The organism is Celeribacter sp. ULVN23_4 (genome assembly GCF_054788345.1).
In genome coordinates, this window is record NZ_JBTVYO010000006.1 from 160,124 (window position 1) to 181,383 (window position 21,260).

Consider the following 21,260-nt stretch of genomic DNA (forward strand, 5'->3'; position numbering starts at 1 on the left):
GGTCACTTCCCTTCCGTGATCTTGCGCGTGCCGGTGATTTCAAGGCCAAAGGCCTCAAGACCCGGCGCTTTCGGCTGCGGGCTGTCGCTCACGAGGATCAGTTTGTGCAGACCCAGCGCCGCGAGAATTTGTGCGCCGAGACCGTATTGGCGCAGCGTTTGCGGCGAGCTTTCGCCCTCTTCGACCATTTTCATCGTGGTGTCGCGCAGAAGCACGACAACGCCGCGCCCCTCTTCCGCGATCACTTCCATCGCACCTTCCATCTCGCGGGAGGTCCGACCGATGCCGAGAACGTCTTCGAGCGGGTTGAGGTTATGCACCCGCACCAGAACCGGCGCACCATCGGTAATATCGCCTTTGGAGAGCACGATATGTTCGGCGCCCTGAAGATCGTCCGTGTAAATCTGCATATCCCAGTCACCGCCGAAGGCCGAGGTGACAGTGCGGGAGGCCGATTGGGTCACGAGGTTGTCGTGGCGGCGACGATAGGCGATCAGGTCCGAAATCGTACCGATCTTGAGACCGTGCTTTTGCGCAAAGCCCACGAGATCGGGCAGGCGCGACATGGTGCCGTCCTCGTTCATAATCTCGCAGATCACGGAGCTGGGCAGAAGCCCTGCAAGGCGGGCAACATCGACACCAGCCTCGGTGTGGCCAGCACGAACGAGCACACCGCCGTCGCGGGCGCGCAGCGGGAAGATGTGGCCCGGCGTCGCGATGTCAGCGGCGGTTTTCGACGGGTCGATGGCCACGGCGACGGTGCGCGCGCGGTCATGGGCGGAAATCCCGGTGGAAACGCCTTCGCGCGCTTCGATGGAAACAGTGAAGGCCGTTTCGTGACGCGAGGAGTTGTTCGACGCCATCATCGGCAGGCCCAGCGCGTCGATGCGGTCGCCCGTGAGGGTCACACAAATCAACCCGCGCCCGTTGGTGGCCATGAAGTTGATCGCTTCCGGCGTCGCCATCTGCGACGGGATCACCAGATCGCCTTCGTTTTCGCGATCTTCGTGGTCCACAAGGATGAACATCCGCCCGTTGCGGGCGTCTTCAATGATCTCCTCAATCGGGGAGATGGCGGCTTCATAGCTATCGCTGTCGGTTTTCAGAGTCTCGGACATGGTCGTCTCGGCGGGCCTTCTGGAAATTTGGTCGCCTTTCCGTACAGCTTTGTTCCAATAAACGCCAGCCCGTTGCCATGCACAATCGCCAAGCATTTCCGCGCAATTCCCGTGCGCAATCGCCCTTAGCCGCCGAAAAACTCCCCGGCGGCAATCTGACCAGCCAGCTTGCCCGCCATGCACCATTCCGTCTCGAAGGGCGCATCAGAGATCAGCACCACGCCATCCCGAGGCAATGAGCGGCCCAAAATCTCCGTCAGAGCGGCACGTTGCTGCCCCCAAGGGGCAAAGGGGCGCGGCGCGCTCCCTGCTCGATCAATAGTTTCCAGCTCCTCGATCAGTTCCGGCACGAGCGGGCGATGCGCCGCCACAATGCGCGCGGCTTTCACAGTGGAGAGCTTGTCGGCATGGGCAACCGGCATCTTGTCGCCCTGACGGATCAACCGCAGGGCATTCGAGGAAAACAGGAAACCGACAACATCGCGCCCAGTCGAAGCACGAATCGAAGCATAAGATTTATAAGGCAGACCCAATTCCGAGGCCCGGCGCACCCGCATGCGGATCACCTCGATCGGAAGGCTTTCACCCAAGAGCCCCTTGCGTGCTTTCTTCCAGGCAAACTGCCGGAACCTCACGCCCGCATCAAAAGACGGTCCACCGTTGTGACCTATCCCCTGCACGCTCATGCCTGACACTCTTGCAGCCGCGCCACGTAGCGCGCCAGAGTGTCGATCTCAAGGTTGATCTTATCGCCCACCTTGGCAACGCCCCATGTCGTCACCTCCTGCGTATGCGGGATGACGTTGATGCCGAAGGAAACGCCCTCGACCTCGTTCACCGTCAAGGACGTTCCATTGAGAGCAACCGATCCTTTCGGCGCGATGAATTTTGCCAAAGCATCTGGCGCGGCAAAGGTGATCCGGGTGCTGTCGCCTTCATCCACCATGGCCGTGATTTCGGCCACCCCGTCAACATGGCCCGACACGATATGCCCGCCAAGCTCATCCCCGAGCTTCAAGGCGCGTTCGAGGTTCAGCCGCTTGCCAACGACCCAAGCCCCGATATTGGTTTTCAACACGCTCTCTGCCGAGATTTCCACGTCGAACCAGTTCTGCGGCTCGGTGCCGAGCGCAATCACCGTCAGACAAACACCGTCACAGGCAATCGAGGCCCCGATCTCGATGCCATCCACATCATAGGCACATCCGATCCGCGCCCTCAGATCACCGCGTTTTTCCAATTCCAACACGGTACCGATATCAGTGATGATCCCTGTGAACATGCCGTCTCCTTCGCATTTGCTCCCAACAGGTAGCCTTCCGCCGCCCGCCCCGCAAGCGGCTAGGGTCTCAGACGGCCCCCCTTCTGCCCCTCAAAGGTCTTACCGCCGCCTTTTCCCTGCGCTCACAGAGCCACAAATCAGACGAAATTTGCAACTACGCCAACATTGACCAAGACAAACCCACCCCGATAGCGCAAGACAGCGTCATGCAAAGCCACCCCGAGACCCAAGACCCAAAGCCCCGCGTGTTCCTGATGCTTCAGGGGCCACATGGGCCGTTCTTCTGGGGGCTCAGCAAGATGCTGGCCTCTGCCGGGAGCAAGGTCTGGCGTGTCGGCTTTAATGCAGGCGATAGCGCCTTTTGGTTTTCCAAAGACAGTTTCATCGCGTTCAAAGACAAGCCAGAGATCTGGCCCGACACCTTTGAAAGCATCGTGCATCAAAAAGGGATCACCGACATCGTCCTTTATGGCGACACCCGTCCGGTCCACGCCCTTACTATTGAGCGCGCACAAACGCTCGGCCTCACCGTTCATGTCTTTGAAGAGGGGTATATCCGCCCCTATTGGGTGACCTATGAGCGCAATGGCTCCAACGGGAACTCCGCCCTGATGACCCTCTCGGTCGCAGAGATGCGGGCGGCGCTCGCCAATATCGACCACGACAATATCGAACCTCCCGCGCAATGGGGCGATATGCGTCAACACATCTTCTACGGCGCGCTCTACCATTGGTTCGTCATGTTCCGAAACTCGGGCTTCCGGCACTACCGCGGCCACAGGGACCTGCCCGTCTCGCGCGAGTTTCTGCTCTATTTCAAACGGCTTGTTCTCATGCCGCAGCATTGGATTTCGCGCGGCTGGCACACCCGTTCGATCCTTGCAGCGGGCCATCCGTTCCACATCGCCCTGCTGCAACTCGAACATGACACCAGCTTTCAGGTCCACAGCCCCTATTCGACCATGCCGGAATTCGTCGCAGACGTGATCAAGGGCTTCGCCAAAGGCGCGCCGCAGCACCATCACCTCGTGTTCAAAGCACATCCACTGGAAAATGACCGGCGCAATCTCAAACATGAAATTCGCCGTATCGCCTCCGAATTCGGGATCGAGGACCGGGTGCATTACGTGCGCGGCGGCAAACTTCAGAGGCTCCTTCTGAATGCCCGTTCCGCCGTAACCGTAAATTCGACCGCCGGGCAGCAGGTTCTGTCCCTCGGCATCCCGCTGCGCATTCTCGGTCGTGCGGTCTATGACAAGCCGGAATTCGTGTCACATCAGGAACTTGAAGCGTTCTTCGCGCAGCCGGATCGCCCTGACACCCGCGCCTATCGCGATTATCGTCAGTTCCTTCTCGAAACCTCTCAGGTGCCGGGGGGCTTCTATTCGAAACGCGGTCGTCGCCAGCTTATGCGTCAGGTCGTCGATCTGATGCTCGCCTCCGAAGCACCCGACACAGCCCTCCTGAGCGGCAAAGCCCCGCCACGCCAGCCCCTTCGTCTCGTCAAGTAACTGCAAGTGCGTCAAAATTGAGCACATGACGCGGCATGTGCACCACTAGATGATGAGACGTCGTTCGCCAGAAACACACTCTCTGCACCCCCGCGACCTTCGCGCAACACCCTTTACGCCGCGTCTCCCTTTCCCGCCACAAAACTGGATTTTTGACTCGCCAGCCAGTAATCTTCTGATTAAACCCGATAAAAATATGGGGCAGAGGAGACAGAGCAGTGAACATCCTGACAACGCGTACACTCCGCGCTGTGGCGCTTGTTGCCGTGGTGACAAGCCTCTCTGCATGTGGCCTGCCCCGCTCCGGCCCGAACAAAAAAGAAATCTTTGCAGGCTCTGTGCTTGAGCAAGGCGATGCCTTCGTCGTGGCCGTGAACGATCACGTGAACGCCGTAACCGCCGTCAATGAAGAGCTTGGTTTCTCCAGCGCCTTCCAGAATGCCGGTATTGTGGGGTCCGACACGATCTCTCCGGGCGATGTGCTCTCGCTCACCATCTGGGAAAACGTGGATGACGGGCTTTTGGCGGGCGCAGGTGCCAATGCGACCGTACTCTCCGATGTTCAGGTCGATGGCTCCGGCTTTATCTTCGTGCCCTATGCTGGCCGCATCAAAGCTGCAGGCAACAGCCCCGAAGCGATCCGCCGCCTGATCACCGAGAAGCTCGACACGCAAACGCCTGATCCGCAGGTCATGGTAACCCGTTCTGCGGGCGATGGCGCGACAGTCACCCTCACTGGCTCGGTGGCCGGACAAGGCGTCTATCCGATTGAGCGGCCGACCCGCCGCCTCACCGCAATGCTGGCCCGCGCCGGTGGCGTTTCTGTCGAAGCCGACATCGCTCAGGTCAAAGTCATGCGCGGCTCGAAATCCGGCACCGTCTGGTTCCAGGATCTCTACGAAAATCCGAAATATGACATCCCGCTCCGCGACGGCGACCGCATTCTCGTCGAAGCCGACCCGCGCTCCTTCACCGCGCTTGGCGCAACTGGTGCGCAACGTGTCATCCCCTTCGAAGCACGCAATCTTTCCGCACTTGAAGCCATTGCTCAAGTTGGCGGCCTGCACACCAATTCGGCCGATCCGACCGGTGTCTTCGTCTTCCGCAACGAACCCGAAGCCATTTCCAAGCAAGTGCTCGGGCGCGATGATATTTCCGGGGCGCAGCGTCTTATCTACATGCTTGATCTGACCCAACCCAACGGCCTGTTCCTTGCGCGCGACTTCCTGATCCGTGATAGCGATACGATCTATGTCACCGAAGCACCGTTCACCCAGTGGCAGAAAACTCTGGGTGCTATTACCGGTGCGACATCCTCCGTCGACTCGCTGGCTAACGTCGCCAACTGATCGGCGTGGCGACGCCCTTGAGCAATATGATTTCCTCCGCCCCGGCTGCCCTGCCGGGGCGGCTTTCGTTTCAGCCGTCTCTTCTCATCGAACGGCTCGAGAATGAGACCGACCTGTCCTGCGCGACACTCTACTGGCATGACTTGATCGCGGCCCCACAGCTCGACGACACCGCCTCGCTCGCGCGCGCCCGGCAGAGCATCGATTGGCTGGTTTCGTTGAAATTGTCGCGCTCTAGAAATGCATATGACCCAGATCTCACTCCAGATGTTCCATTTGTACTCGTTTTGGATCAACCCGCAGGAGCCGAAACGCCCCCAAGTGCGGCGGACATGGCTGAAATGCTCGTGTTCGCTCAAACCGAAATACTTAACGCACATGTCGTCATACTGACCTGTGAGGGAGGTGTCTTCTCAACCTCGGATGATCCCCGCCTCACCATCCTTCCTGCGCATGCCAATCTCTACCGGCTGCTTGAAAGCGCCACTGCGGTTTACACGCACAGTTCAGGCTACGGCTTCGACGCGATCCTAGCTGGGCATCGCCCCCGTGTCTTTGGGCAGCCTTGGTACAGCTCGCTCGGGTTGACCGAGGATGAAACGCCCAATCCCCATAGCACGCTTCGTCTCACCCGCGCGCAGCTCTTTCTCGCTGCCGTGATACAGGCGACGACATGGCATTCTGGTGAAACCAATCTCGACCTCGAAGACATCCTCGCCCGGCTGGAAGCCCGTGACCGCGCCGCACGCGAAGATGCGCCCGGCTACATCGCCTCCGGCATCCTGCGCTGGAAACGTCGGTTTCTGCGGAGCTACCTTGGGCGCACTGCGATCACTTTCAGTGACAGCCCGCAAACGATCACGCAGAAACAAAACGCAGGCCTGCGCCATATTGCATGGGGGGCCGCTCCCACGTCTGACCTCCGGCTTGAGGATGGGTTCCTGCGTTCGCGCGGTCTGGGCGCCGCTTTGGTGCGCCCCTTGTCCCTCGTGTTGGACGACAAAGGCATCTATTTCGACCCGACACGCCCCTCAGCCCTCGAAGAGATGATCACGGCGCGCGCGACGCTCACGCCCGGCCAGCGCAGCCGGATCGAACGCTTCATCGACCGGATGAAGGCCCTGCACCTGAGCAAATACAACGTCGGAGCCACCCTGCCCGCGCTGCCGGAGGGACACCGCATCTTGGTGGCCGGACAGGTCGAGGATGACGCCTCCATCACGCTGGGGGCCGGAGAGATTTCGACCAATCTCTCCTTGCTGCAAGCGGCCCGCACGGCACATCCCGACGCGATCCTGATTTACAAACCGCACCCGGATGTCGAAGCAGGTCTGCGCCGCGGCAAAGTACACGAGGCAGCGCAGATCGCTGATGTCATCGCAAAAGACAGTGATCCGTTGGCTCTGATCGACGCCTGCGACGAGGTGTGGACCATGACCTCTCTGATCGGCTTTGAAGCGCTGATGCGCGGCAAACCAGTGACCTGCACCGGCACGCCGTTTTATGCGGGCTGGGGACTGACCACCGATCTTGGCGCCGTGCCCGCGAGACGTGCCGCACGGCCCGACCTCATGGCCCTCGCCCATGCAGTGCTCATCGATTATCCGCGCTATTTCGATCCCAAGACCGGAGCCCCGTTGTCGCCAGAAGAAGCCTTGGAGTATCTTGCGCAGTCACCCAAAGGGCGCAGCCGTCTGATGCAAAACTTGCTCGCAAAACTGCGGCAGATACGAGCGGCGACGCTCGGTCTCAGCTAGTCTTCGACCAGAGCGTGAGAGCATCCGGGCCAATCTGTTCGATCTTGTCGAGATGATAGCGCGGCGCGTTTTGCAGCCTGTCCAAGCCCAAAGCGCCAAGCCCCGGCATGCCCTCCGCCCCGATCCCAAGGCCCGCCGTGAAAAGGGCAACATGATCCGCGAGCCCTGCACTGAGCAGTGACGCCGCAAGCGCCCCGCCGCCTTCGCAGAACACCCGCGTCAAACCGCGCGCGCCTAGAGCTTGCAGAGCCGCCTGCGGGTCGATCTGGCCATAGGCCACAGGAACTTCAATCAACTCCGCGCCCAGCTGCTGCCAAGCGGAAACCAACTCCGGCGCAGCGTCAGGGCCATGCAAAATCCAAACGGGGATATCGTGCGCCGTGCGGGCCAAGAGACTGTCCAACGGCAGATCGAGCCGACGCGACATCACAAGGCGAATGGGTTGATGCGCAACGCCAAGCCCGCGCACGGTGAGCGACGGATCATCTGCCCGCGCCGTGCCCCCACCGACGAGAACCGCGTCATGGCTGGCGCGCATGGCATGGACCCGACGGCGCGCCATTGGCCCCGTGATCCATTGGCTTTCCCCGGTCGCCGTCGCAATCCGGCCATCCCATGACATCGCCAGTTTCAGCGTGATCATCGGTCGGCCAAGCGTGACTTTCGACAAAAAACCCTGTTGCGCCACCCGCGCCTCTTCTTCGCAGACGCCCGTGACGACCTCGATGCCTGCCTCTTGCAACATCGCAAAGCCCCGACCGTTCACACGGGGATCGGGATCGCCCAAAGCGACGACAACACGCGACAGCCCCGCCGCGATCAGTGCTTCGGAACAGGGAGGTGTTTTGCCGTGATGGGAGCAAGGTTCGAGCGTGACATAGGCGATCGCGCCACGGGCCGCGCCTCCGGCCTGTTTGAGCGCGACGACCTCTGCATGCGGGCGCCCGCCCGGCTGTGTCCAACCGCGACCGACAATGCGCCCGTTCTTGACAATGACACATCCCACAGCAGGGTTCGGCCAAGTCCGGCCAAGGCCACGCGCCGCCAGAGACAGTGCGTGGCGCATATGGCGCAAATCTTCGGATGTGGTCATTCGTCGGGCTTGGCGTCGGGGCGCAACTCGCTGACAAATTTATCGAAATCGTCTGCCGCTTGGAAATTCTTATAGACGGAGGCAAAGCGCACATAGGCCACGGTATCGATCCGTGCGAGGCTTTCCATGACGATTTCACCAATGGTTTTCGACGGGATATCCGTCTCACCCATGCTCTCCAGACGCCGGACAATGCCGGAAATCATCTGATCGAGGCGTTCCGGTTCGATCGGACGTTTCTGCGCCGCGATGCGGATTGAGCGTTCAAGCTTATCACGATCAAAATCTTCGCGACGCCCGTTGGTTTTCACCACCACAAGATCGCGCAGCTGAACCCGTTCATAGGTTGTAAAACGCCCACCGCAGGCCGGACAAAAACGCCGACGCCGGATCGCCACATGATCCTCGGCCGGACGACTGTCTTTCACCTGGGTATCGATATTTCCGCAAAACGGACAACGCATTCTGGCGTCCCCTTCTCTGGTCTTCGCTGCCTCATCCGGGGGCTGCACCCCAGTTATCCACAGGCACTATAGGGGCTTACCCAGAATTTGGGTAGATCAAATTTTCAGCGCTAGATGTTGTAGACCGGATCGCAACCATCCTTAACGCAAAAGCGCCACAACTCGCCGGACATGCGGACGGTCCCGATGTTCGAAAAGGTAAACACCTTGCCATGTTCCAAGGGTCATGCGTCCGTTCAAAACAGGAATTGTGATCGTCGTAGGCAGAAGCGCCGCCTTGATATGCGCCGGCATATCATCCGGACCTTCATATGTGTGGGTCAGATAGGACATGGATGGATCGGAAGTCGACGGCACGAGGCGGTGGAAATAGGCCTGTAGATCTGTCTGGACTTCCGGGTCAGCATTTTCCTGAATGACAAGCGAGGCAGACGTGTGTTGCACCATAAGCGTGAGCATGGCCTCAACCGGACCTTCGCCCGCAACCCAACGGGCCAGGTCCGCAGTCCATTCATAGAGCCCCGGACCAGAGGTCGAAATTTCAAACAGGCGATGGCTCATTCGCAGACCTCCTGCCAAGCGTCCTCATCGAAGTCCCAGCAATAGCCTGCCGCCTCATAGGCATCGGCAAAGCCAAACACGGTGTAGTCGATGGTCTCCGGCAGGCAGTCGAGCCGCGCAAGCTCCTCTCCCGACCGTTCGACCACAATGCCCGCCCTCACATCATGCGCCTCGGACATCCGATCGAAATCCCCCCAGAGCACATAGTTGATATCGCCATTCTTCAACCGCAGCTCTTCCCAGATGGACCCGCCAACACCGGGCCAAGGCGTTACGACAACTTCGGAATAGGGACGATTCAGTTCAAGCTCCGGCATCTGACCGGGACGCCCAAAACGATAGGTTACACCCGCCGCATCCGCCGTGAGAGACACGTATTTTTCATTCGAGAATTTGCATTGAAGCAATGGCGCCTCTTGTCCCTTCGCCGCCTCGGACACTGTGACGCACAAGATCAACGCCAATGTCGTCGCGCCGCCTCTGTGCGCCAGACCGCCTTTGGAAACCATCATTTTTTTACCCCTACCCAACCTGCGTCTAAAAGGGGTAGCGCATTGGCAGACGTTTTAAAACGATCCCGTCAGCTTTCTACCACACAGCGCACGGTCGGGCCGTTCTTGTCCAAGCTCAGAGACGCCGTCTGAACTTGTGCATCCACGACCGGCCCCATGAAAACCGCGTCCAGCGAGGCGATACATCGCTGCAAATCTGCTTCCGGCACCGCGATCACGATCAGATCGCTCTCCGGCGTAGTCTCATAGGGACCATCCAAGACCGCCATATCCTGCACGGCTTCGCCGAGAGCACCCAAAGGCGCCATCATCGCAAAGGCAGCGATGGCGAAGGTAAAGGCGAGAAGGGCCTTTGTAATAGGTGTCATGACAGCTCTCCCGTGTAGGTTGTCCAAGACCAACGCGGGAAAGCTTAAATAAGTTTCAACGAAATCCGATTTCCTGTCGAGGAGCCGTCAATTCTGGTCGAATGCACCCCGTGCCGCCTCGATCTCAGGCATGTTCACACTGGCCCAATCGATCAGGAGATGCAGCGGTGCGAGAAAGGACTGCCCGAGCTCCGTCAGGCTATAGGCGACCGAGGGCGGCTTCGTATCGAAAACTTCACGCGCCACAAGCCCGTCGCGTTCCAGATCGCGGAGCGACTGGGTCAGCATCCGTTTGGAAATGTCCGGGAGTGACCGTCCCAGCGCGTTGAACCGCTGCGGCCCGTTTTCCAACTCCAGCAAAATAAGCGAGGTCCATTTCGCGGCCACATGGTCAAGCACCTGCCGCACCGGGCAGTTCTGCGGCTCAAACCCCATCGCTTTCCACTCTTCAAGGCGGCTCATCGGAATGTCGCGCATTTGAGAAGGTTCCCTTCATGTTACCTTGGACCGAAAAAGTGCCTCCTTTTCATTGAACACTTAGGTCTCTAATTGAGACTTGTACCCGAAACGAACCCCAAAGGGAATGCATATGACCAAATATCTCGTCACCGGCGCCTCCGGCCAACTCGGCCAGCTTGTCGTCGACCACCTCGCCACGCTCGTTGCAAAAGATGACATCATCGCGCTGGTGCGCTCCGACAAAGGCGCCGATCTCTACGCCGCCAAGGGCATCGCCACCCGTCGCGCCGATTACACCGATGTGGCCGCTCTCACGGCGGCATTCGATGGGGTTGAGCGCCTTCTGCTGATCTCCTCCTCCGAAGTTGGTCAGCGCGCGCCGCAGCATGGCAATGTGATCGAGGCTGCCAAGGCTGCAGGCGTCAAATTCATCGCCTACACCTCGATTCTCAAGGCCGACACCGGCAATATGGCACTGGCCGAAGAGCACCTCGCCACTGAGGCCATGCTCAAAGACAGCGGCATGTCCTACACGCTTCTGCGCAATGGCTGGTATTCCGAAAACATCACCATGACGCTCGGCCAAGACCTTGAACTGGGCCAGCATTTCGGGGCCGCAGGCGAAGGCAAACTCGCAACCGCCACGCGCAAAGATTTCGCCGAAGCGGCCGCCATCGTACTGGCCGGAGGTCATGACGGCGAGGTTCTGGAACTGGCGGGTGACGAGGCCTATACGCTTACTGACTATGCCGCCATCGTCACGGAAGCCTCCGGCAAACCGGTCGTCTACACCGACATGCCGGAAGCCGCCTTTACCGAGGCTCTGGTCGGCGCAGGCCTGCCCGCCGGGTTCGCCGCCATCCTCGCGGATTCGGATGCGAAAGCCGCCACAGGCGCGCTGTTCGACGACAGCAAAACCCTGTCCAAACTGATCGGCCACCCGACCGAGCCGATCTCTGCGACGGTCAAAGCCGCGCTCTAAACACAAAAGCCCCGCTTGAGCGGGGCTTTTCACATCTGGCCTCTGACATGCCGGAGCTTACATCCGGGGATCGTCGAAAATACTGTCGCCCATCTGGTCGATGAAAATCTGCGCCTTGCGCAGGCTTTCTTGGCGCGCATCGTCGATATCGCTCATCGTATCTGCCCGGATCATCATATGCGCGCGGGTTTCGCCGTCGAAATCCTTCTCGATCTTTGCTGCGATACGATAACCGCTCTCCGCCTTCATCGGCTCCGGGAAGATGCGGTAATCCTTGCCGTAAAGCTCAGGCTTGGCGGCGGATTGAGAGGTGGTGTCAGCTTGCGATTTGCCGCCGAAGAGTTTTCCGAAAAGGGACATAGGGGCCTCCTGTTTGGGCGGCAGTTTGAAGCCCCCGCCTCCGAAGTGCAAGCCGCGCATCGCCTGACCGGGGGATGGTGATGAAACGGTGGTACGGGGCACTTTATGCCTGCCAAATCCGTCGGAGATTTGAACGAAAGGCTGCGCTTACAAAATCGCCAGACCGTGGGGCCGGGTCATGCCGGAGGGATGCTTTCAGCATGTCCGATGCGCGGCGGCCTGCGGCCATGTTCCGCGCAATCTCTTATACCGCTCGTCAAATAGCTTTTCATTCGGGCTTCTATGATCCTGATGGTATTCATGCCAAAGTGCTTGTTCTTCATTCTGCACATATTGAACTGAACGATAGGTAGAAAGATTCCAATGTGCGTCTATCGCTCTCACTTTAGCGTGTGACCCTTGCCGGTCTGGACAGAACCCTAACTGATGAAAACTTAGTTCGATATAGCAAGCCGCAATAACTGCAAAGGCTTCTCTAATTGTCGAAACGGTTCTTAATCTCTCTTCGCATTGTCTGATAATTCTTTGAGCTTCATCGCGCCACTGATCATCTGCGACTTTCACCGTTGAGTTAATTGCAACGGAAGAAGATTTCAGTGCGCGCAAAAGCGATTTTCGCCAAGCACCAATGCTTCGAGTATCCTTCAAGCGAAGCCATTCCTCATGACCTAAAATTCGCTCCAGACTGGTCTTGAGGGCAAATGCTTCTTCGTATTGGGTATATTCACTGTTTTCCATAAAACAAAAAACGCCCCCCTTTCGGGAGGCGCCTCTAACTTTACTGATCCAAGAACGACCGCAGCTTCCGCGACCGGCTCGGGTGCTTCAACTTCCGCAAAGCCTTCGCCTCGATCTGGCGGATACGTTCGCGGGTCACGGAGAACTGTTGGCCCACCTCTTCCAGCGTGTGGTCGGTGTTCATCCCGATCCCGAAGCGCATCCGCAGCACGCGTTCTTCGCGCGGGGTGAGCGAGGCCAGCACGCGGGTGGTGGTCTCTTTGAGGTTCTCTTGAATGGCCGCGTCGAGGGGCAGAACTGCGTTCTTGTCCTCGATGAAATCGCCAAGCTGGCTGTCTTCCTCGTCGCCGATCGGCGTTTCCAGAGAGATCGGTTCCTTGGCGATTTTCATCACCTTGCGGACCTTCTCCAACGGCATCTGCAGCTTTTCGGCCAATTCTTCCGGCGTCGGCTCGCGACCGATCTCGTGCAGCATCTGACGACCGGTGCGGACCAGTTTGTTGATCGTCTCGATCATATGGACCGGGATACGGATCGTACGGGCCTGATCCGCGATGGAGCGCGTGATCGCCTGACGGATCCACCAGGTCGCATAGGTCGAGAATTTGTAACCGCGACGGTATTCGAACTTATCGACCGCCTTCATCAGACCGATGTTGCCTTCCTGAATGAGATCGAGGAATTGCAGACCGCGGTTGGTGTATTTCTTGGCGATGGAGATCACGAGACGCAGGTTGGCCTCGACCATTTCCTTCTTGGCCTGACGGGCTTCTTTTTCGCCCTTCTGGACCTGCGCGACGATGCGGCGGAATTCGGAAATGTCCACACCGACGTACTGACCAACCATGGCCATGTCGGAGCGCAGCTCCTCCACCTTCGGCGTGAAGCGTTCGATGAACATCTGCCAGCCACGACCGGATTTCTCGCCCATACGGTCCAGCCAGTTCGGATCAAGCTCGGAGCCGCGGTAATCCTCGATGAACTCGCGCCGGTTGATGCGCGCCTGATCGGCAAGCTTCACCATCGAGCTGTCGATGGACATGATCCGCTTGTTGATGCCGTAAAGCTGGTCGATCAGCGCTTCGATACGGTTGTTGTGCAGATGAAGCGAGTTCACCAGCACCACGATCTCGGAGCGCAGTTTCTGATATTCCGCCTCTTCCGCTTCGGAGAAGGACCCATCCTCGTTCAGCGTTGCCGACATCCGCAAATCCTGCATCTCGGAGAGACGCGAGAAGTCTTCGGAAATCTGGGCCAGCGTTTCAAGAACCTGCGGCTTGAGCGCGGCCTCCATCGCGGCGAGCGACATGTTGGCCTGCTCGTCGTCATCCTCGTCGTCATCGGAGGAAATCGGATTACCGTCGGCGTCGTATTCCTGCTCTTTCGTCTTGGCTTCCCCAGCGGTCGCCTCGGCGTTGAGCCCTTCGACGACATTCTCTTCCTCTTCGTCCTCATCGACACCGCCGCCAAAGGTGGCTTCAAGGTCGATGACGTCGCGCAGGAGAATGTCCTCGGACAAAAGTTCGTCGTGCCAGATGGTGATCGCCTGGAAAGTCAGCGGGCTTTCGCAGAGCCCGGCGATCATCGTGTTGCGGCCGGCCTCGATGCGTTTCGCAATCGCGATCTCGCCTTCGCGGGACAGAAGTTCGACAGAGCCCATCTCGCGCAAATACATGCGCACCGGGTCATCGGTGCGGTCGAGCTTCTCGGTCTCGGAGTTGGCCATAGCGACTTCGCGCGAGCCAGCAGCCGCGACCAGTTCACCGCCCTTGGCATCATCGGAAGACCCATTGCCGCCGTCGTCGTCTTCGGCTTCTTCGTCCTCGATCACGTTGATGCCCATTTCGGAGAGCATCGACATCACGTCCTCGATCTGCTCGGAGCTCACCTGTTCAGGCGGCAGCACCTTATTGAGCTGATCGTAGGTGATGTAGCCTTTCTCGCGCGCCTCGGCGATCATCTTCTTGACCGCAGCCTGGCTCACGTCGAGCATCACGTCCTGGTCCTGATCGTCCTTTTTGGCGTCGTCGTTGTCTTTGGCTGCCATACGGCTCTCCCCTCAAAATCAAGCGGGTCCCGGAAGACCTGATGTGAAGACCTGATGCCTCAAAAGCGCGGACCAGCCCGGTCCAGCACCCCTCGAAGTCCGAATCATGTCATGCGAATCGATGATTCGCCACCCAGATACCCATATTTCCTTAACCATCCCTGCACCAGTGGCACCGCGACTGTCATTGCGTTGCCCACACAAAAAGCGGCTCACTTGCCACGTTCAGGGGCGATTCGGTCCAAAAGTGCGCGGAACGCGTCCCGTTCATCGCGCGACAGTTCCAGACCGTTGTCCGCCACATCGAACTCAGTCTTATCCTCGGCTTCCGCCTTCGTCGCACGGTTGCGCGCTTCCGCCGCTTGCCGCAACCGCCATGTCAGCTTTTCGTCATCAGCGGCGAGCATGTCTTCCAATCCTTCGTTCAACTCGACCTGATATCCGCGCCGCGCCTTGAGCTTGGCCAGTTCCTCGGTCAGGCACATCTGTGCCATTTCGCGGTCCGGTCGGCGCACGGGGGGCGTGATCTGAACATGGGGATGGGACATCAGGCGATCAAGGGCTTCCTGCCCCGCAATCGCCATCACGTTTTGCCGCAAGGTTGCAGGATCTTCGTCCTCGGCATGGGTCAGCACCGCATGCAAAAGCACGGCGTGATCGTCAGACCGGGGCGTGAGCGCTTCCAGTTGAGACAGGAAGTCCAAGGCGAGCCCCGGATTGGCGATCAGCACAGCAAGCACCACCGCTTCGCGCATCAGATCGGCCTGCGCCTCGTCTCCTGACACAATAAGAGACGCCTTAAGACCTTCCGTCGGCACGGCGATTTGTTTGCCAAACTTTCCGCGCGGCGCATTCGGTGTCCAGACGCGGCGCGTCTTGCCGCCTTCCTCACGCTTGCCGCGGAACAGCTCGCGACGCATGTCGTTGAGAATTTCGCCGTAATGGCGCTTGATCGACGCATCGGCGATGGGGCGGATGGTTTCGCGCAGGGACTTATCCAGCGCGGCGCGGCGCTCGGGGCTGTCGTAGACCTTGCCCTCGGTCTCCCGCCGCCACAGCAGAGCAACCATGGGAAGCGCGTTGTCGAGCACTTCCTGCATCGCCTCGCGCCCCTTGGCCTTGATCAGCTCGTCGGGGTCTTGCCCTTCCGGCAAGATCGCAAAGCGCAGCCCCTTCCCCGCCTCTAACAGCGGCATGGCGAGATCAATCACCCGGAAGGCGGCACGCAGCCCCGCCTTATCGCCATCAAGCGCGATGACAGGCTCGTCCGACATTCGCCACATCAGTTGCAATTGCCGGTCGGTGATCGCTGTCCCCAAAGGCGCAACGGTGGCCTCGAACCCGGCTTCTGCGAGCGCGATGACATCCATGTAGCCCTCTGCGACGACCAAGGTCTGGCCGCGACCACAGGCCACGCGGGCTTCCTGATGGTTATAAAGCGCATTGCCTTTATCGAACAAAATCCGCTCTGGACCGTTAAGGTATTTCGCCCGTGCATTCGGGTCCATCGCCCGTCCGCCAAAGGAGATCAGACGCCCACGCGCATCGCGAATGGGAAAAACGATCCTGTCGCGGAAGAAATCATAGGGCTCGCGCCCATCATCGGGCTTCGCAGCGACGCCGGCCTCAACAGCCATCTCTGCGGAAATGCCCTGATCCTTGAGCGCCCGCAAAAGCGCGTTGCCCGGAGGCGCAAAGCCGATCTCGAAACGCTCACGTGTCTCCGGCTTCATGCCGCGCTTATCGAGATATGCGCGCGCCGCCGTCCCGCCCTGTTGCGAGAGACACAGACGGAAAAACCGGTTCGCCGCCTCGTTCACGGCAGCCAACTCGGCACGTTTGTCGGATTTCTCCTGCGCCTTCGGATCGCTTTTCGGCACAGGCATGCCCGCTTCCTGCGCGAGAATTTCGATGGCTTCCATGAAGCCGACGTTTTCCGTCTCACGCACAAAGTTGATGGCATCGCCTTTGGCATGGCAACCGAAGCAATAGTAGTAGCCGTCTTTGTCGTTCACATGGAAAGACGCGGTCTTTTCATGATGGAACGGACAGGGCGCCCACATGTCGCCCTTTCCCGGGTTCGACTTGCGATTATCCCACATGACTTTGCGACCGACCACATCGGTCAGCGACAGGCGCGATCGCAGCTCATCCAAGAATCCCGGGGGCAGTGACATGGGCGCAAGTATCGCCCCTCTCTGAGGCAAGGTCCAGAGGCCCTAAACGGCCTTCGCGGATGTGTCGGGAAAAGAAGCCGAATCGCATTGCGTCAACATTGTGTCAAAACTCCGCCAAAAGTGTGCAAAACCATGACGAAAGCATGTCTCCCGACATCAACAGTCCCCAGAATTAGGCACGATTATTCACAAACCGGAGGGCAATGGGACGATTTCAGGGCAGATGCTCACGAGGCTTTACCGACGACATTCGGCGTATCAAAATAACAGTGTGCGAGTGTCTAATTCGAACCAGGGGAACCAAGCAGACACGGCGTACACAGGTAAATTCGGGGGCCACTCCGAAAGGGAGACGGGTTCAATGTTGGGTAAAATTTTGCGCAAGGAAGCCGCCGAGTTTCGCTCGGTTCGGCATCAGATCGCCGATCGCGCGGAATATCAGGCTGCGGGCCAGACGATGAGTGCGGAAAGCACCCCGCTCTCCCCCGCCGAACGATGTCTGCCGCTTGGGCGCAGCTATCAACAGGACGAAGAGGGATCGCTTGCGATCTTCGGCTTGTTCGCATTTGTCATGATGCTTCTGCTGGCCGGGATCGGCCTTGATGTCGTCCGCCACGAAACACTTCGCGTCGAACTCCAGAACACGCTCGACCGCGCAGTGCTCGCAGCGACGAACCTTGAAAACACCAACGATCCCGAAGAAGTTGTCACCGATTATTTCGCAAAGGCCGGTCTCAGCGCGTACCTCTCGGATGTCGAGGTCACGACACAGGGGGACAGCCGTATCGTGACCGCCTACGCGGATGCTACGATTTCGACCTATTTCATGAAATTCGCATCGGTCGACACTCTCAGCATGTCGAGCTACAGTACGGCCGAACAAGGCCTCTCTGGCCTCGAGATTTCGCTCGTGCTCGACGTATCCGGGTCCATGAGCAGTTACAGCCGCTTGACGAACTTGAAGACTGCGGCTCAGGAATTTACGGAAGTCATTTTCGATAACGCCGCAAGCGATGAACTCGCGATCTCGGTCATTCCCTATGCGACACAGGTCAATGCGGGTGCCGATATTCTCGATACGCTCAACCTGCTGGACGCACATGACGAGTCCCATTGCATCAACTTCGAGGAGGACGACTTCTCGACCGTAGGGCTCGAATATACCGCGGACGAAACCACGCGCTATTATGAGCAAACAATGGATTTCGATCCGTTCAAATATAACTGGAACAATCTCGATATGGATCTGGAGCAGGAAACCTGCCCGGTCGAATCTTCCCGCGAAATCCTCCCCTTCTCCAACGACCAAGATACTATCGACACGTTCATCCAGTCACTATCCGCCGTTGGCAACACGTCCATCGATCTCGGCGTAAAATGGGGCGCGGCCCTTCTGGATCCGAGCGCTCAGGCCATTACAGACGCCATGGTCGCCGACGGCAAGCTCACCAGCGCCGCAAGCGGCCACCCTGCGGATGCATCCGATGCGCAGAAATACATGGTCGTGATGACCGACGGGTCGCACACCAGCCAGTATTACATGCCCGACCCCTATCGTTCGGACGATGAATCCACCGATGTCTACAATACGTCGGACGGCGAAATTTATGTGGGGGCGGACCGAGAAAGTTGTTCGTATTACTATGGCTATGCCTACAACTGTTCGACGACGACGTACTACACCAAACTTTCGAGCGGAAACACGACATCGTCCCTGCCCTATGATCCGGACACCGACCCGGATGATATTTGGGAAATGACATGGGCCGATGTTTGGTCTTCCATGACCGTCTACAACCACGCCTATGCCCGCCGCCTCGCCGCTAACGACAGTGATGTTTATTACGACTGGCGTGATGCAACCCGCAAAAGCTACAACAGCTCCACCAAAGACGACCGGCTTCTCAAAATCTGCGATGCGGCCAAAGCTGAAGGCGTAATTATCTTCGCCATCGGCTTCGAAGCCCCGACTGCCGGCCAGGAGGTCATGGAGTCCTGCGCATCCTCTTCCGCGCATTACTACGATGTGGACGGCACAGAAATTTCAGACGCTTTCTCGGCCATCGCCAGCAAAATCACTGAACTGAGGTTGGTAGAATGAAACGGCCACTCAAACTTAGACGTGTGTTCAGGCGGCATGCAAAAAATCAAGACGGCAACGCAACCATCGAGTTCGCGCTGATTTTCCCGATGATCATGTATTTGGTCATGGGGTCTTATGAGATTGGCTATTACACCGTGTCAGCCTCAATGTTGGACCGGGGATTAGAACTCGCCGTGCGCGACGTACGCCTCGGCAACATGAGTTCCGTCACACTCGCCAATATGAAATCCGCGACTTGTGAATACGCGCGATACGTCCGCAATTGTGACGACAATATCCATATTGCACTCGAACCAGTCGATGCATGGAACTTTGAAGAACCGGATTACATTGCGGCCTGTATCGACCGAGCCACCGATGTGAGCCCCGCGACGACCTTCACAGATGGTGGTGAAAACGAGCTCATGCTGGTGCGCGCCTGTGTAAATGTTGATCCGATCTTCCCAACGACATGGATCGGGGCGGCCATGGAGCGCACCGAAGGATCTGGTTACGCCATCATATCAACCGCCGGTTTTGTCAACGAGCCCAATAGTTAAGAGACAGATAGATGCTAGGAAAACACTTTCGACATGCCTCGACCTCCCTCTTCACAAAGGGGCGCAAGCGCTTTCAACGAGATGAAAGCGGCTCTGTCGCAATCGAAGCCTTGCTGGTCACCCCCGGCCTGATCATCTTTCTGATGTTCGTTTACACCGCCTTCTCCGCCTTTCAAGCCAAGGCGCAGGCCAACAAGGCCAATTACACCATCTCAGACTACATCTCTCGTCAAACGGATACGATCGACGATACCTTTCTCGACGGTTTGGCGCAGCTCTATGAGTTCCTCAACAACTATAGCGACACGGATATGCGTATCTCAGCCGTAGAATATTACATCGATGAGGATGAGAACGAGGGCTATGACCTTGTTTGGTCCTATGCCACAGGCGATTACACCAAACTGACCGATAATACGGTCTCAGAGGTTGAGGAACGCATTCCCCTGCTCGCCGATGGTGAACAAGTCTTGGTCGTCGAAACCGCTCGGGCATGGTCCCCGATCTTCAACGTCTTTCTCAGTTCCATGACGTTCACAGACATCGTCACCACAAAGCCGCGTTTCGCGACGCAGGTGGACTATGAAGGCGCAGAGGAAGAAGAGGAGGCCTCAACGAGCCAAGATTCCAACGACAACGATGTTGAAAGCAGCGGGGATCAAAGCGACTCGAACACCTCGAGCGGAAATTACAACAACAGCGGCGGTCGGTATAACGGCTCAGGCTATCACTCTGGCAACGGAGGACGTCGCTAAGCCACGTTCAGTCGAGCCGCCCCTGCCCGCCGATCCGAGCCGCGATCACATCCGCCATGGCTTTGCCCTGTCCGGCGGGTGTGACCCCGCCGACACCGATACGTTTGCCGAACCGCCACCACAGTCCCGGCGCCCAAACCCGCTCCCCCGGCGTTTTCAATCGGATCAGGAACCCGTTCGACGGTTTGAACGCAAAAGTGCCGCGCTCGACCTTGTCGATGTCGTCGAGACGGCACAGCACGCGCCCGCCCTCTTCCATCAGAGCCTCTTCGCTGAGGACAAGTCGCACGCCGGAGGCCTGCCACAACCGCCAAGCGATCCAAAGTACGGCCACCGCCATCACCAGAAGCATCGCCATCCAACCGGTTGACAATTCACCGGCAGTGAAGGCGATCCGGATCAGCAAAAGGCCCAAAATACCAAGCATAGCCACCGCGCTCCCGCGCCGCATCGGTGAAGGGGATAAAGACAAAATGTCAGATCGCGTCTCAGTGGGCGTCTCAGTGGGCGTCTCTGGGGAAGTCATGATCGGTCTCCGGATTGCATTCATTCCGCTTTAAAGCGTTTTTCGTGTCATCTGAATCAGATTTATTGAAAAACGTCACCACTCGGCATCGATATCGCAACGTCTCCCAAACGTGAGGCCCTCACATTTGCGAAATGCTTTATCTCGCCAGCCTTCAAAGGGAAAGCTGGATTGTCCCCGACCGCACTCCGGGCTAGGGTACAGATCGCTATGAACTTCGGATCAGACCATGACCTGCCGCGCCCTTCGTTTTTCGCTTCTCTCTCTGCCTCTGGCCGGGTTGATCGCATGTGCCGAACGGCCTGACCTCTCGGATCAGCTACGCCCCGTCGAGGGGGCTGACGCTTGGCCCACGCTGCTCTCGTCCTCCGCCTTGTCGGCACTGGAAGAAGACAGAGAAGCAGAGCAATCCGCGACAGACAGCACAGACTACACCGCAGCCCGTGCCCGCTCTCTGGCTTGGCGCGCGGAAAACCTCGCAAACAGCCCCGTTCTGACAGAGGCCGAACGTGCCGCGCTTCTCGCGGCCATGGCCCGAAACAACTGAACCCAGCACCA

General features: G+C 58.5%; 22 protein-coding genes. 8 read left to right on the forward strand and 14 right to left on the reverse strand.

Annotated features, from left to right (window positions below; translation table 11 throughout):
- Positions 1–2: 2 nt before the first annotated feature.
- From ribB to ACYBHZ_RS14075, 3 genes are all read right to left on the reverse strand, one after another.
- Positions 3–1,118 (reverse strand): 3,4-dihydroxy-2-butanone-4-phosphate synthase, encoded by a 1,116-nt coding sequence (gene ribB, locus ACYBHZ_RS14065; RefSeq protein WP_460274915.1) that lies wholly within the window; start codon positions 1,116–1,118, stop codon positions 3–5.
- A 125-nt stretch (positions 1,119–1,243) separates the two neighbouring features.
- Positions 1,244–1,804 carry a hypothetical protein gene (locus ACYBHZ_RS14070; RefSeq protein ID WP_460274916.1) on the reverse strand — a complete coding sequence of 187 codons (561 nt, stop codon included), beginning with the start codon at positions 1,802–1,804 and terminating at the stop codon, positions 1,244–1,246.
- Positions 1,801–2,400 carry a riboflavin synthase gene (locus ACYBHZ_RS14075; protein ID WP_460274917.1) on the reverse strand — a complete coding sequence of 200 codons (600 nt, stop codon included), beginning with the start codon at positions 2,398–2,400 and terminating at the stop codon, positions 1,801–1,803. Before ACYBHZ_RS14075 ends, ACYBHZ_RS14070 begins: the two co-directional genes overlap by 4 nt.
- Positions 2,401–2,606: 206 nt before the next feature.
- Between ACYBHZ_RS14075 and ACYBHZ_RS14080 the strand changes: the two genes are divergently transcribed.
- From ACYBHZ_RS14080 to ACYBHZ_RS14090, 3 genes are all read left to right on the forward strand, one after another.
- Positions 2,607–3,911 (forward strand): capsule biosynthesis protein, encoded by a 1,305-nt coding sequence (locus tag ACYBHZ_RS14080; RefSeq protein WP_460274918.1) that lies wholly within the window; start codon positions 2,607–2,609, stop codon positions 3,909–3,911.
- A gap of 218 nt (positions 3,912–4,129) precedes the next feature.
- Entirely contained in the window at positions 4,130–5,260 is a 1,131-nt protein-coding gene (locus ACYBHZ_RS14085) for a polysaccharide biosynthesis/export family protein (RefSeq protein WP_460274919.1), read from the forward strand.
- Between the two features lie 26 nt (positions 5,261–5,286).
- Positions 5,287–7,017 (forward strand): capsular polysaccharide biosynthesis protein, encoded by a 1,731-nt coding sequence (locus ACYBHZ_RS14090; RefSeq protein WP_460274996.1) that lies wholly within the window; start codon positions 5,287–5,289, stop codon positions 7,015–7,017.
- Here the strand turns inward: ACYBHZ_RS14090 and ribD are convergent.
- The 6 genes from ribD to ACYBHZ_RS14120 all read right to left on the reverse strand — a co-directional run bounded on the left by ribD (position 7,010) and on the right by ACYBHZ_RS14120 (position 10,492).
- Positions 7,010–8,110 carry a bifunctional diaminohydroxyphosphoribosylaminopyrimidine deaminase/5-amino-6-(5-phosphoribosylamino)uracil reductase RibD gene (ribD, locus tag ACYBHZ_RS14095; protein ID WP_460274920.1) on the reverse strand — a complete coding sequence of 367 codons (1,101 nt, stop codon included), beginning with the start codon at positions 8,108–8,110 and terminating at the stop codon, positions 7,010–7,012. The genes ACYBHZ_RS14090 and ribD overlap by 8 nt on opposite strands.
- A complete protein-coding gene (nrdR, locus tag ACYBHZ_RS14100) occupies positions 8,107–8,574 on the reverse strand; it encodes a transcriptional regulator NrdR (RefSeq protein WP_460274921.1) in 468 nt (155 codons plus the stop codon). Before nrdR ends, ribD begins: the two co-directional genes overlap by 4 nt.
- A gap of 141 nt (positions 8,575–8,715) precedes the next feature.
- Entirely contained in the window at positions 8,716–9,135 is a 420-nt protein-coding gene (locus tag ACYBHZ_RS14105) for a secondary thiamine-phosphate synthase enzyme YjbQ (protein WP_460274922.1), read from the reverse strand.
- Positions 9,132–9,647 carry a hypothetical protein gene (locus ACYBHZ_RS14110; RefSeq protein ID WP_460274923.1) on the reverse strand — a complete coding sequence of 172 codons (516 nt, stop codon included), beginning with the start codon at positions 9,645–9,647 and terminating at the stop codon, positions 9,132–9,134. The genes ACYBHZ_RS14105 and ACYBHZ_RS14110 overlap by 4 nt, the downstream gene beginning before the upstream one ends.
- Before the next feature lie 68 nt (positions 9,648–9,715).
- A complete protein-coding gene (locus ACYBHZ_RS14115) occupies positions 9,716–10,015 on the reverse strand; it encodes a hypothetical protein (protein ID WP_460274924.1) in 300 nt (99 codons plus the stop codon).
- A gap of 87 nt (positions 10,016–10,102) precedes the next feature.
- Positions 10,103–10,492, reverse strand: a complete 390-nt coding sequence (locus tag ACYBHZ_RS14120; protein WP_460274925.1) for a winged helix-turn-helix transcriptional regulator — start codon at positions 10,490–10,492, stop codon at positions 10,103–10,105.
- A gap of 112 nt (positions 10,493–10,604) precedes the next feature.
- On the opposite strand from ACYBHZ_RS14120, the gene ACYBHZ_RS14125 reads away from it, so the two are divergent.
- Positions 10,605–11,456, forward strand: coding sequence for an SDR family oxidoreductase (locus ACYBHZ_RS14125; RefSeq protein ID WP_460274926.1), 852 nt, complete (start codon positions 10,605–10,607; stop codon positions 11,454–11,456).
- A gap of 57 nt (positions 11,457–11,513) precedes the next feature.
- Here the strand turns inward: ACYBHZ_RS14125 and ACYBHZ_RS14130 are convergent, their stop codons facing one another.
- The 4 genes from ACYBHZ_RS14130 to dnaG form a co-directional block, all read right to left on the reverse strand.
- Positions 11,514–11,816: an HlyU family transcriptional regulator gene (locus ACYBHZ_RS14130; RefSeq protein WP_460274927.1), complete on the reverse strand. Its 303-nt coding sequence runs from the start codon at positions 11,814–11,816 to the stop codon at positions 11,514–11,516.
- Between the two features lie 195 nt (positions 11,817–12,011).
- Positions 12,012–12,554 carry a hypothetical protein gene (locus tag ACYBHZ_RS14135; RefSeq protein ID WP_460274928.1) on the reverse strand — a complete coding sequence of 181 codons (543 nt, stop codon included), beginning with the start codon at positions 12,552–12,554 and terminating at the stop codon, positions 12,012–12,014.
- A 40-nt stretch (positions 12,555–12,594) separates the two neighbouring features.
- Complete coding sequence (gene rpoD, locus ACYBHZ_RS14140; protein ID WP_460274929.1) at positions 12,595–14,601, reverse strand: RNA polymerase sigma factor RpoD; 2,007 nt, start codon at positions 14,599–14,601, stop codon at positions 12,595–12,597.
- Between the two features lie 212 nt (positions 14,602–14,813).
- Entirely contained in the window at positions 14,814–16,778 is a 1,965-nt protein-coding gene (gene dnaG / locus ACYBHZ_RS14145) for a DNA primase (protein WP_460274930.1), read from the reverse strand.
- 361 nt (positions 16,779–17,139) lie between these two features.
- Here dnaG and ACYBHZ_RS14150 point away from each other — a divergent pair, with 361 nt between their 5' ends.
- From ACYBHZ_RS14150 to ACYBHZ_RS14160, 3 genes are read left to right on the forward strand one after another with little or no spacing between them, the layout of a single operon-like run.
- Positions 17,140–18,879, forward strand: coding sequence for a Tad domain-containing protein (locus ACYBHZ_RS14150; RefSeq protein ID WP_460274931.1), 1,740 nt, complete (start codon positions 17,140–17,142; stop codon positions 18,877–18,879).
- The gene (locus tag ACYBHZ_RS14155) at positions 18,876–19,421 is read left to right on the forward strand and encodes a TadE/TadG family type IV pilus assembly protein (RefSeq protein WP_460274932.1); all 546 of its coding nucleotides are present in this window, start codon (positions 18,876–18,878) and stop codon (positions 19,419–19,421) included. The genes ACYBHZ_RS14150 and ACYBHZ_RS14155 overlap by 4 nt, the downstream gene beginning before the upstream one ends.
- 11 nt (positions 19,422–19,432) lie before the next feature.
- Positions 19,433–20,176 (forward strand): TadE/TadG family type IV pilus assembly protein, encoded by a 744-nt coding sequence (locus ACYBHZ_RS14160; RefSeq protein ID WP_460274933.1) that lies wholly within the window; start codon positions 19,433–19,435, stop codon positions 20,174–20,176.
- A gap of 7 nt (positions 20,177–20,183) precedes the next feature.
- Here ACYBHZ_RS14160 and ACYBHZ_RS14165 read toward each other — a convergent pair whose 3' ends face one another.
- Entirely contained in the window at positions 20,184–20,603 is a 420-nt protein-coding gene (locus ACYBHZ_RS14165; RefSeq protein ID WP_460274934.1) for a hypothetical protein, read from the reverse strand.
- Positions 20,604–20,931: 328 nt separating this feature from the next.
- Here ACYBHZ_RS14165 and ACYBHZ_RS14170 point away from each other — a divergent pair, with 328 nt between their 5' ends.
- On the forward strand, positions 20,932–21,249 hold the full coding sequence (locus ACYBHZ_RS14170) for a hypothetical protein (protein ID WP_460274935.1): 318 nt from the start codon (positions 20,932–20,934) through the stop codon (positions 21,247–21,249).
- Positions 21,250–21,260: the final 11 nt, after the last annotated feature.